Raw genomic sequence first — 14,924 nt, 5'->3', positions numbered from 1 at the left:
TCAGATACCCGTCTTGTTCACTCCGTAGACGGCCTGCGAGTGCGTGAATCCCTCGCCGGTGTCCGACTCAAGCTGCTCGATCAGTGCCTTGCGCGAAAAGCCCGACATAGCGAGGTAGTTCTTGGCCGACTCGCAGCCCGTGCGGGTTGCGCTACCCGCTTTCCGGACTCCTCAGCGTCGGGGTATACGCCGCGATGGCCGGTGTGTCGTCGCTCACCGCGATGGCGGACTGGCTACACGATCTCGACGACATCGCCCGGGCCCGGCTCGGCTTCCCGGGAAGGGCGCCGGCCACCACCACGATGTGGCGGCTGCTGATCCGCCTGGACATCGACCTGCTGTCCACGATCCTCGCGAGTTGGCTATGCACCCGTACCCGCCCGGCACACAGACCACGACGGCCGCGCTACCAGCACGTCATCGCCGGCGACGGCAAAACTGTGCAGGGCGCCCCCCCGGGCCGACGGCACTCAAGTGCAACCTACTGTTCGCACTGGACACCAGCACCGGCATCGTCCTGGCCCCAAAAGGTCACCGTCAACGCGAAATCCAACGAAATCCCGGCGTTCACACCGTTGCTGGACGCGGTCGAACAGGTCCTGGGCAGCCTGAAATCTGATCTTCGTCGCCGACGCACTCCATACCCAGACGGCTATGCGAACGAGATCGCCGCTCGGGGCGCGCACCTGCTGATCCTGGTCAAAGGCAACCGGGCGAAGTTGTTCGCCCGGCTCACCACACTGCCCTGGGCGCAGATCTCGATCGGGCACCAGACCCGCGACCGCGGTCACGACCGATCCGAGACCCGAAACGTCAAAGCCGTCACTCTGCACACACCCCGCGGCATCCAGTTCCCGCACGCGCAGCAAGCACCGGACCCGCACCATCACCACCAGCGGCAAGACCAGCCGCGAAACCGCGTACTTGACCATCTCACCACCTGCCGCCGACACCAACCCAGCCGACCTGCAGCAGGGGGCCCGTTCCGAGTGGCTGATCGAAATCTCGTACACCACGTCCGGGTCGTAACGTTTCCGTGAGAATCTTCATCAAGCACGGACTGGCAACAGACCCGCCGTCATGGCCGCCCTGCGTAACACCGCAATCGGTTTCCACCGGGCCAGCGGCGCCGCCAACATCACCCGCGCCACCCGACGAGCCGACCGGCCCCCCGATCTGAGCACGGCCGTGACTAGCACCATTGCGAGAACGCAATGATCTGGGCACGACGAAGCTCCGGTTGAACCAGATCCGTGGAAAGACCTGGCCTCAACGGAGCTTCGTCCCTATCCGGCACGTCGACGTCGCGATCGCCACCCACCGTAATGATGATGTTGAAATGGCCGTGGAGAACCGCAACGATCGCCCGGTTCTTGCAGTCCATCCTTCTACCAATTTGAAATTCACCTACAGACGGAGAAGGCGGTCGATGTGCCTGCGGCCGACGCCGTAGCCACGACGTGATACCCGGACGGACAGCGGCCGTCACGCCACCGCGCCACTCCAACTCCCTAGTGGCGATGCCGAAAAGCATTGACATCCGTGAACGTAGATGGACACGGTCGTCAGCGGCGTAGGTCGCGGATGCGGTTATGCTAACGGGGAGTGATTGAAGTGACGAACGAACAGCTGACGATCGGCGAGATGATATCTCAGTGCCGAAAATATCGGCGCTTGCGCCTCATGTCAGTTTCCTTCCTCTGTGCGGGGTGACGACAACCGTCACGTAAATGCCAGGTGGTCGCATCCGTTTTGGTGCCGCACACCTGCACCGCTGCACGAGTTGATGCACGACGGCCATTGGCGTCGAGTATCAGGCGCCGGGTCGCCATGGGCGACCTGATTAAGCACATTCGCAATGACAAGTGCCAGTGACATACGCGTTAACCCGCCGTCATCAATGTCACCGTCGGCACCGAGAGTCAGCAGGCTGAATCGGTGTGCGCCATTGCGCTCAGAAGAAGTTGGGAGAATTCCAAGTTATCCTGCGCATGCAGCCGCATGCATGCGCAGGTTTACACGATTGTCGACATCAAAGGCAGTCGCAGTGGTCAATCCTTGGAATTCCCGTGCGCAAAAGTAATTCGCGTCGGAATGTTCGCCAACACAAGCAATTGACAGTTGTCAATGAACCTGTAAGGCTCCTCAAGCGATCGCAATCCGGCATGTTTCCGTTCGGTATGTGCCGGAGCTACACGGGGGCGCTCTCCAACGATGTCCTCTTCATCGACGAGCGAAAGTGGGTTCCATGAGAATCAAGTCCGGCTTCCGAACAGTTATCACCGTCGTGACATCCAGCGCCGTGGTGGCGGCAATGGCGCTTGTCTCGACCGGGACGTCCGCCTCGGCCTCGACGACTTCACTGCAGGGCTCGGCGTCCGGCGTCGTCTCGTCGCCGCCGGTCAACGTTTCGGACGATGTCCTCGCAGCGGGGATAAAGCACATCGCTGACGCCAACGCGACGGCCACCCGGACCAACGGCAAGGCCGCGGAACGAGTTGTTCGTGCTGTCCACTCGCAGGTCGATTCTGGGGCCGTCAGCCTCAAGGCGGTCGATCCCAGCAAGTTGCTGTGGTCGGATGCCGAAGTGGTCCAGGCGAAAGAGGGCGGTCGCGCTGTTCGCGTGCCGGCCAGCGAGGCCAGGGGCGACGAAAGCGCCGTGGCGTTCATCCTCCACGGTGACCACATCGCCTCGGTCATGGAGCAAAAATTCAGCCCGGTCTCGTCGACCGCTCTGCGACTTCAGTTCTACTTCGACGGCCAGCTGCGACTCGACAAGGTCGCGGATTCTGCGACAAAGGTTGTCTCCGACTACGCCGACTGGGCGCCCGGCGGGGCTGCGACCCCAGCGCTCAGCTGGAGCAAACTGAATAACTGCCTGGCCTCCATGGGTATCCCGTGGGCCGTCATCACGCTCCTTTCCGTGGCGTGCGGTATCGCTTGCGCACTCACGGCCGGCTTCGCGTGCGCCGCCTGCTTGCTCGAAGCCGGCGCGGGCACGTTGAGCACGATCCAGTACTGCCTCAGCAAGTCGTAAACCCAGCATGGAGGACCGCGATCCGCCTCGGTGAGGCGGGCCGCGGTCCTTCAATATAGGAACGTGCACGCGACCGGCCCGGAAGTCGAGCCGCTAGACTCTAGACTGCAGGAAGTATACGAGTTCGCAGCGCCACAGGCCTCACGCGAAATAATAGGAGGATATGCCATGCGGCGTCGCCGATTGAATATCACGTTCGGTTGCTTCCTCGCCGCTTTGGCCGCATCCATTCTGGTCATCCGGGTGTCGAACTATGCCATCTTCGCGTCTATCGCGATCATTGTCGTTCTGGGCGTTTGGATGGCAATCCTCGCCAAGAGCTCCTGACCTTTCCTTGATCGTCCCCCATGGACATGTGGCCGGGCAGTGAGAATTTTCAATCGGTAATCCCGGTCATCGGAATCCACGGCCCCACGGGAAAACGACGCCGCCTGCGCCCCCGGGTCGATCTCCTAACGGAGGGCGCGAAGGCGAGCACCGCTCCCACTCTTTGCCGTGCGGTCTCGTCTTGGCCGTAGATGCACTTGGCGTACACCCTCATGAAGAAAGGCGGCCGACCACCGGAACGCTTCGGTGCCGGCGGCTTGAGCAGCTTAGGAAGCGCCCGAAAGACCGCGAAGCGCGCGCTCGAAATTCTTGGACCGAACGGTTGATCGTCAACCGCGAGGGCCTTAGTTAGTGCATAACTGACGGATCATGATGTGCGGTCGCGGGTAGCGCGGAGCCGGCCAAGGGTTCGGCGAGGTCGAGGGTGGCCTGGTAGGAGTCGATTCGCTTGTCGTATCGGGTCGCCATGCCACGCCAATGCTTTCGCCGGTTGAAGCTGCCACCTTCGACGTTGTTGCGGTCGCGGTAGCGCTCGGCGTCGAAGTTCGGCGGGCGTCCACCGGCTGCTTTCTTGTTGGCCCGGTTGGACTTTTTGATCGCTGCACTCGGGGATCACGGCGACAATCTTGCGGGCACGCAACGCGGCCCGGTTCCCTTGCTGGAGTACGCCGTGTCAGCCATCATCGAGTCCAGGCGTTTACGCGGCCGGCCGACACCACTGGCCCGCGCGACAGCCACCTCATCCAGCAAGGCGACCAGCTGCCTGGCGTCGGAGGCTGGTCGTACGCCGTTTGGTACGGGGCGTATCGCTCAGGCATGTGCGCCCACGGTGATCCGATCCGCTGCACCCGGCAAATCTCATTGATCACCTGCCGCCTCGTTTTCCCTGCTCCGTCAGGTGCGCCGTAGCTAGTGCGCGGAGACCCCAGCGCGCCGAAGTTCGGATACACCCGCCGCGCCGGTGTTCAAGCTGTACCTGCTGACGACGACGAGGAGACCTTCTTCCGTCCCGTAGCAGGGCGCACCCTCTCGATCAAAAGCGAGCCCACGCCATCGGCGAGCTGATGGGCAGGTCCCGATGCTCGCTCATGCAGCAACGCCCTCGGAGGCCAAGCGGTCGGCGGGGATCGTCAGCGGCGGGCGACGCGCTTTTCGACCTCGGCCCGCAGGTCCTTCGGCAGGTTTTCGGCCTCGAGCAGCTGCGGCAATGACCCGTGGTCGAACATCCAGATCCGGAAGGCCTCGCCGATCGACACCCCGCGACCCGGCCGGTGGACGATCTCGATCGGGTCGCCGACCTGCAGCGAGCCCGGCGTCACGATTCGCAGATAGGCCCCGGTCCTATTGGCCTGCGCGAATCGCCGCGTCCATCGCGGTTCCTCCATCCGCGCCTGGAACGTCGCGCACGGGATCCGCCCGAACGTCGCCTGCAATTCGACTTCGGCTCCGACCTTCCAGATCTCGCCGATCATTGCCCCGTTGACGTCCAGCCCGACCGTGGTCAGGTTTTCGCCGAAGAAACCCGACGGCAGCGACCGCCCCAGCGACGACTCCCACCAATCCAGGTCTTCCCGGGCGTACGCATAAACCGCCTGGTCGTCCCCACCATGGCTCTGAACGTCGCCGATCAGGTCGCCGACCACGCCGCTGTGCAGGCCCGTCGTTTTCGGCCCCGGCGGCCGCACCGAAATGGGATCGGTCACCGGCTGTTTGTCGATGCCCGTCATTGCCAGGCCTTTGGCCGGGTTGGGCCGGGGTACCGCCACGTTGACCGACAACACCTTCATGCGAAAGTCACCACCGTCCGGTCCTGGACCGGCCGGAAGCCGAGTCGCTGATAGAGCCCATTGCTGGTCGGGTTGGCGAGATCGGTGAAGAGCACCACTTCCGATGCGCCGTCTCGCCGGGCGGCGGCGCACGCCGCTGCGGTTGCCGCGCCCGCATATCCGCGGCCTCGTAGGGGAGGCGGGGTGAAGACATATCGAATGCGCACTACGCCGGCCGCCGGGACTGTCCGCATCACCATTGCGGCGGGCGCGCCGTCGGAGTCGAGCGCGATGGTCACGATGTCGTCGGCCAGCGCCTCGTCGACCACGGCTCCGACGTCGGGAACCGGTTCGCCTATGCCGGCGAGAAAGTCGTGCACCCACGAGATGAGCAGCGCGCGGTCGGCCGGGACTGCCGGGCGAGTCGGACCGCCCGGCGGTTGAAGAGTGGACAGCCGATAAAGCCGGGTCCGCATATGCGCTTCGGCGGTTGTCCCGGTCCGGGCCAGCCACGGCGCGACGAACAAATCGATTTGGGCGGCCGGCAGGTTGACTCCCGGCAGCGCCCGGCCGTCGAATGCCGCCACGGCTTCGGTCACCGCCGGCGGCGGCACCTCGCCGAACAGCACCGGGTGCGGTGGTGTCTGCAGGAGCGCGCCCGCGACAACCCCGTCGGGGTTGCGCCAGGTGCCGAAAACTGGGGCTTCTTTCCCGTACGCCGAAAGCCCGCGCCGCCGCAGCGTGCCGATAAGCGTAAGCAGAGTCGTGTGCTCGACCGGCCGGGAGTGGAGGTGAGCCTCGGCGGCCGTCACGAAGCTTTCGATGTCGTCGGTCAGCTCCCAGGCCATGGGTTCTATCTTTCGCGATCGCCGACGGCGGCGCAGCCTATTAAAGTCCCCATGCCTTGGCCACTCGAACCAGCGTGTCCTGCCGGCTGGCCGGGTCGTAGACCGTGCCGGCCAAAATCAACTCGTCGGCCCCGGTGCGGGAGACCAGCCCGTCGAGGCCCGCCACGACCTCGTCGGCTGTTCCCGCGAACTGGGTTCCGGGCAGCGAGTCGAGCAGGCTCCGGTCGAGGTCGCTGAGTTCGACGGCGGCCGCCTGCGCCGGCGAGACGATCGGGCCGAGCTTGCCGGTGCGCAGGCTCAACGCCATGATCCGGCTGGGGCCGGCCAGGTAGAGCGCCTCCTCGGTCGTCTCGGCCGCGATCACCGAGGCGCTGACCATGACGTGCGGCGCCGGGTGCTGCGGGGAGGGCTGGAAACCGGTGCGGTAGAGACGCAGCGCGTTGTCCACATCGGAGCTCATCGCGAAGTGGTAGGCGTAGCAGAACGGCAGCCCGAGCGTCGCCGCCACCTGGGCGCCGTAGGTCGAGCTGCCCAGCATCCACACCTCCGGGTACGTCGCCGGGGCCGGCGTCGCGTGCAGGCGGGCGACCAGTTCCGGGTCGATGCGGTCGTCGCCGAGCAGCCCGAGCAGCGTCTGCAGGTGTTCGGGGAACTGCTCGACCGTCAGGTAGGGCGAGACACCGCGCAGGGCCGCCGCGGTCGTCTGGTCGGTGCCGGGGGCGCGCCCGATGCCGAGGTCGATGCGGTGCGGGTGCAGCGCCTCCAGCGTCGCGAACTGCTCGGCGACCACGAACGGCATGTGGTTGGGCAGCATCACACCACCCGAGCCGACCCGGATGCGGCTGGTGTGGGCGGCGATCGAGGCGATCAGCACCGGTGGTGAGGTCGAGGCGACGGCCGGCATGTTGTGATGCTCGGCCACCCAGAATCGGGCGTAGGCCAGCTCGTCGGCGGTCCGCGCGGTCTCGAGCGTGCCCCGCAGCGCGTCGGCGCTGTCATGCCCCTCACGAACGGTGGCCAGGTCAAGCACGGAGAGTGGAACTCGGGAGGTCACCCGCCGACTTTATCTCCGGCGCCGGCCGCGAGCTTTCTGGACTCCGACGGTGACCGCGCCGAGGGCGGCGCCGGGCACCAGCATCCAGACCGGCCAGGGGTAGAGATAACCCGGGGTGGTGACCGCGACCAGCACGTAGACCACGAGGTTGACGGCGAGCAGGGCACCCCAGATGGTCCAGAGGACGATGAGCGCGGTCGGCATCCGGCGGGCCTCGCGCCGGGCGTCGGCCTCGCCGCGGGCGGCCACGTCGGCCGAGCTCATGCCCGGGCGGGGGAGGTCGTCGACCAGCGCGATCAGGTCGCCGTAGGTGCGAGCGGCGTACGCCTGCCCGACCCGGTCGTCGTATTCGTGCAGGGAGAGCCGGCCCTCGTCAAGCGCCGACTTCAACTGGTCGGCGATCTTCTGCCGGTCGGCATCGGCCGCGCGCAGCGTCTCCAGCTGCTGCTCGGACGGCCGCCGCCCGGGACCGCTGACGTCTTTAGCCATCGGACGCTCCCTTTACGCACCCCCGTGGACCGGGTCAGGCTATCGGAGTTCAACCACGGATCGTCAGGGGGAATAACCATGAGCCTGAGGCCGACCGGGGACGCCGGAGCCGAGCAGATCACTGCCGCACTGCGGTCGTTCTACGACACCGAGGTCGACCGTCGGGACGGCATGATCAGACAGAGCTGGAAGCTCGACGAGCGGGCCGCCTTCCTCGACCGGCTGCGGGCGGCCGAGGCGCGCACGCTGCTCGAGGCCGGGGCGGGCACCGGTCAGGACAGCCGGTTCTTCTCCGATGAGGGCCTGGAGGTGACGGCGATCGATCTGTCCCCGGCGATGGTCGAGCGCACCCGCGCGAAGGGCGTCCGATGCCTGGTCGGCGACATGACGTCGCTCGACTTCGCGCCCGGCGAGTTCGACGCGGTCTACACCTTCAACTCGCTCCTGCACGTGCCGAACGCGTCGCTGGCGGCCACCTTGGCGCGCATTCGGACGGTGCTGCGCCCGGGCGGCCTCTTCTACCTGGGCACCTACGGCGGCGACGGGCCCGAGGAGGGCTTCTCGGAGGACGAGCGGTTCTTCGCCTTCCGGACCGATCAAGAGCTTTTGACGTACGCGCAGGGACAGTTCGAAATCCTCGACTTCCACGTCGTCCCCGCTCGAGAGGGCCGCTTCCAGTCCCTGACCCTCGTCCGGCCCGGAGACTAGTGCGCGTGGTGGTACTGGTGCACGAGGGCGTGCCCCTTGCCGCGAGCGATCAGCCAGCGGTTCACCGGGACGGTGATCACGAAGGCGATGGCCAGCGTGCCGACCAGGCTGGCCCAGAACAGCCAGTCGGCGAGGCCGGCGTTCATCGCGCCCGGGATCGCGATCAGGCCCAGGTTGTCCATCAACTCCATGCTGGTGATCGAGACGGTGTCGCTGGCCAGCGCGATGCCGAGGGCCCGCCGCAGCGGGACGCCGGCCCCGAGGACCGGGCGCATCGCCAGGGTGTATCCGAAGACGAAGGCCAGCGCGATCGAGACCACGATGTTGGCCGCGTTGCCCCAGCCCAGCGCCGTGGTGAGGACCATGCCGAGGATCTCGCCGAGGGCGCAGCCGGTGAGGCAGTGCAGCGTGGCCGAGATCGCGGCGCGAGTCAGTTCCCGGGGTGTCATGGCGCCGACTATACCCCCTGGGGGTACCCGTCCGCGCGTACGAAAAAAGGCAGGGCCGGAAACGGCCCTGCCTTTCGTCGGTGTTGCGTCAGCGCACGCGCTGAAGCGAGTTGGCCTGCTGGCGGAGGCGGGCGATGCGCTCCTCCATCGGAGGGTGGGTCGAGAACAGCGCGCCGATGCCACCGGCGCGGAACGGGTTGGCGATCATCAGGTGTGCGGCGCTGGTCAGCTGCCCCTCGGCGGGCAACGGCATGCGCTGAGCGCCGTACTGGATCTTCTCGAGCGCACTCGCGAGAGCGAGCGGGTCGTTGGTCAGCGCCGCACCGGACGCGTCGGCCTGATATTCGCGGCTCCGGCTGATCGCCAGCTGGATCACGGTCGCGGCCAGCGGGCCCAGGATCAGCATGAGCAGCAGCGCGGCCGGGTTGGGGCCGTCGTCGTCATCCGACCCGCCGAGCGGCAGAAAGAGCGCCAGCTGGGCAAACATCGTGATGATGCCGGCCAGGACGGCCGCCACGCTGGAGATCAGGATGTCGCGGTTGTAGACGTGCGACAGCTCGTGCCCGATGACCCCGCGCAGCTCCCGCCGGTCGAGCAGCCGGGTGATGCCGACGGTCACCGCCACCGCGGCGTGCTCCGGGTTACGCCCGGTCGCGAACGCGTTGGGCTGCGCCGACGGCGAGACGTAAAGCTTCGGCATCGGCTGGCCCGCGGCACGCGAGAGCTCCCGGACGATCTGGTAGAGCGCGGGGAACTCGGCCTCGCCGACCGGCTGGGCCCGCATCGCCCGCAGCGCGAGCTTGTCGGAGAAGAAGTAGGTGCCGGCATTCAGCGCCAGCGAAATAATCACGGCGAACACCAGGCCGCCGCTGCCACCCACCCAGTAGCCGACGCCCAGGATGATGGCGGTCAGCAGACCGAGCAGGGCGGCCGTCTTGAGGCCGTTGTGATGGCTGGACAACTGGGACTCCTTCGCGAGTCGGGCGGGTAGGCCCGTGCCCCATGGAACACCCGCGACCGGGGAATTCATCCGGTGCTGACTGTGAGTTCCCTGGACCCTCGCTGATTCGATTTCCGGTCGGACCGGGCTGTTACGTTCGGCGCCATGGCTGAGGTCGAGTTGCGCACGGTCCGAGACGAAGACTTAGACACGCTGTTCGACATGATGCGAGACCCGGTCGCGGTCCGGATGGCCGCCTTCACACCCCCCGACCCCGACGACCGGGCGGCCTTCGACCGCCACCAGGCCCGCGTACGTACGCTCCCCGACGCCGAAAACCGCGCGGTAACCGTCGACGGTCGGTTCGTCGGCACGATCGCCTGCTTCGTGATGGAGGGCGACACTGAGATCACCTACTGGATCGACCGCCATTGGTGGGGCCAGGGCATCGCCAGCCGGGCGGTGTCCCTGTTCCTGTCGGAGGTCGCGGTCATGCGGCCACTGTTCGCCCGGGCAGCCAGCGACAACGAGGGCTCGCTGGCGGTGCTGAAGAAGGCCGGGTTCCGCGAGGTGGGCCGCGCGGTCTCGTTCGCCGACGGCCGCCAGACCGAGATCGAGGAGACAGTCCTGCGCCTCGAATGAGCGACAAAAGCAAACGACCCCGGAAAACTTCCGGGGCCGTTCTCCGTGCCGGTGGCGGGTGAAGGATTCGAACCTTCGAAGCTTTCGCGACGGATTTACAGTCCGAGCGGAAAACGCCCTTTTACCTGCGAGAACATCGAAAAATCGGCTAGGTGGGGGACCCATTGGGGACGCGGCTGGATCTTTCATCTCTCAGCTACTCGCTGACGTCGACGTCGCAGGCGCCTTCGCCTGAGCCTATCTCTCGCTGCCTCACCGGGTGTCAGCCCTGCCGATCGCTCAAGCATGTTTGGCGGGGTCGAACTGGCGGTCCGACCGGATCGCGCATGAACCAGGCTGAGCAGACTCCGTCTCCGTACAAGAGATGATCGACCGTCGGCCCTGGGTAGCTTATGGTGATCGATGTGTCCTTCGTGGTCCGCGCGACGTTCCAGCGCAGACACGACTAGTCAGCGTTTCCCAACAGCAGCGAAGGCGTGAACGATGCCGGACGCGGTCGCAGACTGGCTTGAGCGCCAGACGGATAGGGTCCTAGCCCGTCAGAGATCTCAAGTGGACACGGCGAAGGTTGTTGCGACGTTTTCAGTGGGTATCGCGGCAACGCTGACTGCTACAGCGCTACAAGTAGGCAAGCCGTCGGGGTGGGATGAGCTGGCAACAGGATTGCTATTTGCTGCGTTCCTCGCGGCCATCGTCGTCGTGGTCTTCGATCGCTTAACGGATGCAAATCACGGCAACTTAATCCAACTTGCCTTCGTTCATGGATGGACCCAAGAAAGGCTTCTAAAGGAATTGCAGGCTGCGACGATAGCTGCCGTTGACGCCAACTCCTGGGTTTTAACTGCAGTCAGGATATCCACGGTAGCTCAAGTCGGAATTTCAACGCTGTCCGGAATTGTTGCAGTTGTTTCACTATTGACCTGACTGGTGTATCATCGGGAGATGGCCGGCAATGAATTCCTGAAGGTCGTCGGGTGGAGCATCGTTCCGCTGAGAGGTGAGCGTGCGCGCTGGGCGCGCGCCGTCGCGAGTGCCCGAGAATCGCTCGGTTTACCCCCGCTGGACGAGCGTGTCCCAAATCCGAGGACTGCTGACGAAGGATATGCGCTCGTCCCGCGCCAGCAGGCATCTAAGGCCTCGGTGCCCGCCGGCGATGCTGGCGCGGTGAGTGGATCGATCGTCCGCGCAGTCTCTACCCAGAAAGAGCGAACGCGCCAAACTGATCTCGCCGCCGTCAGGGCGGGAACGCTAGTTAAAGCTCGACGTAAATCGTTTGAGGCGCGCCATTCCGTGATAAGGGATATTGTGACGCGCTATGAGTCCGGAGAGAGTATCCGTAGTATCGCGGCCACTACTGGGCGGTCTTGGGGGTTTATTCACCGCGTGCTGACCGAATCGGGCGTGCACCTCCGGCAGCGTGGCGGGGCGAGGCGTCGAAAGAAGGCCTGAGTGCTCGCGTGTATTCGTGGGAAGCGATCTTCTGATCCCCGATCTACCGACGCGGTTCGTGATGGTCGCGGTTGAATAGCTTCGAGTTTGAGGGGTTTCGGGGCAGGACTGAGTCGGCCGGGCCCAGTTGGTCCCCATACCGACGGCCCTCTTTACGGGCCCTGCTCATGTTCGCTCGTAGAGCCGCTGAGCTGGCTAAACGCTGGTAGCAGTAGGTGTTGTTTCAACGTTGGTGAGCCTCTGGCAGCCTGGGGACGGACTGAGGGGCTCGTAGAGCCATTCGACACCTCGTGCCCGACGAGTCATCCCGGTCGTCTTGGGCTCCGCCCTGCCGGGCGTCGGTCTGGCATCCCTTGGGCAGGCGGGCAGGATGACTCCGGACCCGACCACCCTCCCCGGACGCCCCGCAGACCCCCCGTCGCGCCCTCCCTGTAGACGCCTCGGCTTCAGGGCCGGTGGCCGCGAACCTGAGGGTTGTCGCCGACGCACTTGACGGCGGGGTCGCGGACGCTGCCCGGCAGGGGCCTTCGAGTTCGGGAGATGTCAGCGGGGGTCGACTGGATCGCTCTATTCCGCTGCCGTCCCCGGGCACCTTTACACGAAAGAGTGAGATAGAGGCCACAGCGCTTAATGGGAATATGCACCTCACCGCTTCGGGGTGCCGTTTTTCGACCGTAGGAGAAACAGCGTATCGCAGCAACGCGACATTTACGACGAGTCGCCGCATGTGATTTCGTTCCCTTCGTTAGTCCGGACACGTGTTCGCAACACGAGTTGAAGAGCGAAGGGAACTCTCCATGGAGCGCACGCAGTGGATCGTCATCATGATCCTTACTGGCTTACTCGCTGCCGTTGGGGCAGGTTTGCTGGCGCACGCAGGTGGTGTAACAGTTCCAATGGCGATCTTGACTGGCGGCGGTGCCTTTTTGGGAACGGATACGCTGTTTCTCGGCCTGCTGCACTACGGAAGCGGAGGCCCAACATAGCCCGGCATGGGCTTCGTCCTCGCACCTGTCGAGCTTCAGGGGCAATTTGAGGTGTGCGCTGAGGGCCCAGTCACGTAGCGTGACGGAGTTGTGCTCACGGGATAGGAGGAGCTCCTTGGACCCGCGAACTTGGCGTCAGACGCCATGCCTCGGATGCGACGACGTGGTGAAGCGTCAACGTGATTCATGGGTCGAGATAGCGGGCACCCGATCAGGGTCATGGTTGATAGCGATCGCAGTCGATCCGGGCCGTTTGCGCTCCGACCCACTCCCGCCCCCTGCGGACGAACCGTTGTACGTGCTAGGAGTCGCTCACAAGGACTGCCTGGACATGGCGAGGCAACGGCTTCGGGACCAGCAAGTCCGTCTGCCGTCAGAGTTGCCGCTGGCCTTGCTTGAGTTCCCCACCGAGGAGGATCAAGGCCCCGATATCCATCTTCCTCCAGCGGAAGGGTCGTGCCCTTTCTGCCAAGGACACATTGGGCGGATCACAAAAGAGGACATCCTTCCCAGGTGGCTAATTCGAGAGCTTCGGAACCGGGGCGCGAGGTTCACAAAGGACGGGCGGCCGACTCGAAACTTGGACGGTCTGACAGTTCCAACGTGCTCGGACTGCAACAACAATTGGATGTCCGTGCTTGAGAATGACGTCAAGGACACAATCCTCCGCCTCTTCGCGCACGACGAGGCCGTGATCGATGCTGAGACGCAGGGTCGGTTGGCACTGTGGGCAACGATGAAAGCGATACTCTTTGATCAGTTGGCAGACACCGCATACATTCCACGATACTTCGGTCACCACCTACGAATCGAGCGCAAACCGCACGCTGGCACGTACGTATGGATGGCTGCCTACCACGATCCATCCGATGGGCTCTCAATGAATCAGCGTCTGATATATGCGAAGGACGATGGGCAGGTGATTGCCGTATGCATCACGTTCACGTTCATCAGGCTGACGTTTCAAGTGTTGATCCCGTTTTACCCAGGCACACTCGCCGAGATGGAGAGCTTCGGAGGCTCGGTGATCCAGCTATTTCCATCCACTACCGATCACCTTGCATGGCCGCCACCTTACCGGTTTGATGGACAGTCCATCGGCGCCCTGGAGCAACGTATCCACGATAACCGGAAATCCGTTGCGGTCACTGTCAGGCTCGCGTCGACCCACCCACGTGCGTAAGAGGAGTCATCCCGGTCGCCTGGGCTCCGCCATGCTGGACCACCGCCAGGGCGTCAAATAGCCCCAAGGCGAAGGCCCGATATCCGACCTCGGCACCCAGCTCGCCCACCTCGCCGCCTCCGGCGCGGACACGGCCGAGGTGGTGGCGACCGGCCGGGCGCTGCTCGACGGCGCCGATGTGCCGGGCGGGTGGTCGCCGTTGATCCCGCTTGGCAAGGGCCGCCACCTGCCGCCGTTTCCGGCCGAGTTGTTGCCTGGTTGGCTGGCCGAGCAGGTGTTCGCCGTTGCGGAGTTCACCCAAACGCCGCTCGACCTGGCCGGCAGCCTCGCCTTGGCGTGTCTGTCGACGGCGGCCGGCGGCCGGGCCGAGGTTGAGGTACGCGGGTCCTGGCGGGAACCGACCAACCTCCACACGGTCGTTGTGCTCCCGCCCGGCTCCCGCAAGTCGGCGGTGTTCGCGGCCATGGTCGCTCCGATCCTCGCTGCGGAAAAGGCGATGATCGAGCGGACCGCACCCGCGATCATCGAGGCCGAGCTAGCGCGAAAGTCGCCGGGAAGGCGGCCGAGAAGGCCGCGCTCGCCGCCGCGAGCGCCGACCCGGGCGGCCGGGACACGTTGATCGCGGAGGCGACGGCCGCCGCGATGAACGCCGAGGCGATCACGGTTCCGGCGAAGCCGCAGCTTGTCGCGGACGACGTGACCAGCGAAACGGCCGCATCGCTGCTCGCCCAGCAAGGCGGCCGGCTGGCCGTGCTGGACGAATTGGCGAACTCCGCCTTAACGAGGAAGGCCCTCGACGCCCTGGCGCTGCCAATCGACGGCAAGGCCGCTGCGGCGAGCACGATTCACCGCAAGCGGGCGATCTTCAGCGGAGCCCTGCGGTATGGCGTCGAGCTAGAGGACCTTCCCGCGCATCCCTTCGAAAAGGTTCGCTGGGCGGCGCCAAAACTTAGCAGTGCTATCGACCGGCGCGTCGTGGTCAACCAGGAGCAGGGGCGTCGGCTGCTGCTCGCTGTACGCCGCACCTATCCCGAACTGGAGGCGTT

16 protein-coding genes and 1 pseudogene are annotated in these 14,924 nt (G+C 65.2%); 10 read left to right on the top strand and 7 right to left on the bottom strand.

The window, feature by feature from the left end; all coding sequences use genetic code 11:
* Entirely contained in the window at nucleotides 1–108 is a 108-nt protein-coding gene (locus ACIA5C_RS31280) for an Ltp family lipoprotein (protein WP_396061134.1), read from the bottom strand.
* 38 nt (nucleotides 109–146) lie between these two features.
* Here ACIA5C_RS31280 and ACIA5C_RS31275 point away from each other — a divergent pair, with 38 nt between their 5' ends.
* The 3 genes from ACIA5C_RS31275 to ACIA5C_RS31265 all read left to right on the top strand — a co-directional run bounded on the left by ACIA5C_RS31275 (nucleotide 147) and on the right by ACIA5C_RS31265 (nucleotide 3,364).
* Nucleotides 147–1,040: a transposase family protein gene (locus ACIA5C_RS31275; protein ID WP_396061132.1), complete on the top strand. Its 894-nt coding sequence runs from the start codon at nucleotides 147–149 to the stop codon at nucleotides 1,038–1,040.
* Between the two features lie 1,208 nt (nucleotides 1,041–2,248).
* Complete coding sequence (locus tag ACIA5C_RS31270; RefSeq protein WP_396061129.1) at nucleotides 2,249–3,037, top strand: hypothetical protein; 789 nt, start codon at nucleotides 2,249–2,251, stop codon at nucleotides 3,035–3,037.
* 168 nt (nucleotides 3,038–3,205) lie between these two features.
* Nucleotides 3,206–3,364 (top strand): hypothetical protein, encoded by a 159-nt coding sequence (locus ACIA5C_RS31265; protein WP_396061126.1) that lies wholly within the window; start codon nucleotides 3,206–3,208, stop codon nucleotides 3,362–3,364.
* Nucleotides 3,365–4,494: 1,130 nt separating this feature from the next.
* Here ACIA5C_RS31265 and ACIA5C_RS31260 read toward each other — a convergent pair.
* The 4 genes from ACIA5C_RS31260 to ACIA5C_RS31245 are packed head-to-tail and all read right to left on the bottom strand — an operon-like array spanning nucleotide 4,495 to nucleotide 7,521.
* Entirely contained in the window at nucleotides 4,495–5,151 is a 657-nt protein-coding gene (locus tag ACIA5C_RS31260) for an MOSC domain-containing protein (RefSeq protein WP_396061123.1), read from the bottom strand.
* Nucleotides 5,148–5,978, bottom strand: coding sequence for a GNAT family N-acetyltransferase (locus ACIA5C_RS31255; protein WP_396061120.1), 831 nt, complete (start codon nucleotides 5,976–5,978; stop codon nucleotides 5,148–5,150). The genes ACIA5C_RS31260 and ACIA5C_RS31255 overlap by 4 nt, the downstream gene beginning before the upstream one ends.
* A 40-nt stretch (nucleotides 5,979–6,018) precedes the next feature.
* Nucleotides 6,019–7,032, bottom strand: a complete 1,014-nt coding sequence (locus ACIA5C_RS31250) for an LLM class flavin-dependent oxidoreductase (protein WP_396061117.1) — start codon at nucleotides 7,030–7,032, stop codon at nucleotides 6,019–6,021.
* 9 nt (nucleotides 7,033–7,041) lie between these two features.
* The gene (locus ACIA5C_RS31245; protein ID WP_396061114.1) at nucleotides 7,042–7,521 is read right to left on the bottom strand and encodes a DUF1707 domain-containing protein; all 480 of its coding nucleotides are present in this window, start codon (nucleotides 7,519–7,521) and stop codon (nucleotides 7,042–7,044) included.
* 78 nt (nucleotides 7,522–7,599) lie between these two features.
* Between ACIA5C_RS31245 and ACIA5C_RS31240 the strand changes: the two genes are divergently transcribed.
* On the top strand, nucleotides 7,600–8,229 hold the full coding sequence (locus ACIA5C_RS31240; RefSeq protein ID WP_396061111.1) for a class I SAM-dependent methyltransferase: 630 nt from the start codon (nucleotides 7,600–7,602) through the stop codon (nucleotides 8,227–8,229).
* Here ACIA5C_RS31240 and ACIA5C_RS31235 read toward each other — a convergent pair.
* Together ACIA5C_RS31235 and htpX are read right to left on the bottom strand one after the other, a co-directional pair.
* Nucleotides 8,226–8,678, bottom strand: coding sequence for a DUF4396 domain-containing protein (locus ACIA5C_RS31235; protein WP_396061108.1), 453 nt, complete (start codon nucleotides 8,676–8,678; stop codon nucleotides 8,226–8,228). The genes ACIA5C_RS31240 and ACIA5C_RS31235 overlap by 4 nt on opposite strands.
* Nucleotides 8,679–8,766: 88 nt before the next feature.
* Nucleotides 8,767–9,639 carry a zinc metalloprotease HtpX gene (gene htpX / locus ACIA5C_RS31230; RefSeq protein ID WP_396061106.1) on the bottom strand — a complete coding sequence of 291 codons (873 nt, stop codon included), beginning with the start codon at nucleotides 9,637–9,639 and terminating at the stop codon, nucleotides 8,767–8,769.
* A 144-nt stretch (nucleotides 9,640–9,783) separates the two neighbouring features.
* On the opposite strand from htpX, the gene ACIA5C_RS31225 reads away from it, so the two are divergent.
* The 6 genes and pseudogenes from ACIA5C_RS31225 to ACIA5C_RS31200 form a co-directional block, all read left to right on the top strand.
* On the top strand, nucleotides 9,784–10,260 hold the full coding sequence (locus ACIA5C_RS31225) for a GNAT family N-acetyltransferase (RefSeq protein ID WP_396061103.1): 477 nt from the start codon (nucleotides 9,784–9,786) through the stop codon (nucleotides 10,258–10,260).
* Nucleotides 10,261–10,812: 552 nt separating this feature from the next.
* Nucleotides 10,813–11,184, top strand: a complete 372-nt coding sequence (locus tag ACIA5C_RS31220; protein WP_396061100.1) for a hypothetical protein — start codon at nucleotides 10,813–10,815, stop codon at nucleotides 11,182–11,184.
* 252 nt (nucleotides 11,185–11,436) lie between these two features.
* Nucleotides 11,437–11,709, top strand: coding sequence for a helix-turn-helix domain-containing protein (locus tag ACIA5C_RS31215; RefSeq protein WP_396061591.1), 273 nt, complete (start codon nucleotides 11,437–11,439; stop codon nucleotides 11,707–11,709).
* A 797-nt stretch (nucleotides 11,710–12,506) separates the two neighbouring features.
* Entirely contained in the window at nucleotides 12,507–12,695 is a 189-nt protein-coding gene (locus tag ACIA5C_RS31210) for a hypothetical protein (protein WP_396061097.1), read from the top strand.
* A 628-nt stretch (nucleotides 12,696–13,323) separates the two neighbouring features.
* Nucleotides 13,324–13,878, top strand: a complete 555-nt coding sequence (locus ACIA5C_RS31205; protein WP_396061094.1) for a hypothetical protein — start codon at nucleotides 13,324–13,326, stop codon at nucleotides 13,876–13,878.
* A gap of 79 nt (nucleotides 13,879–13,957) precedes the next feature.
* A pseudogene (locus ACIA5C_RS31200) lies at nucleotides 13,958–14,634 on the top strand (DUF3987 domain-containing protein); the annotation flags it as partial.
* Nucleotides 14,635–14,924 lie beyond the last annotated feature (290 nt).

It is taken from the genome of Actinoplanes sp. NPDC051343, assembly GCF_044455125.1.
In the GTDB taxonomy this organism is placed as follows: domain Bacteria; phylum Actinomycetota; class Actinomycetes; order Mycobacteriales; family Micromonosporaceae; genus Actinoplanes.
Note: the sequence above shows the minus strand (reverse complement) of the source record. Positions and strands in the feature narration are given on the sequence as shown.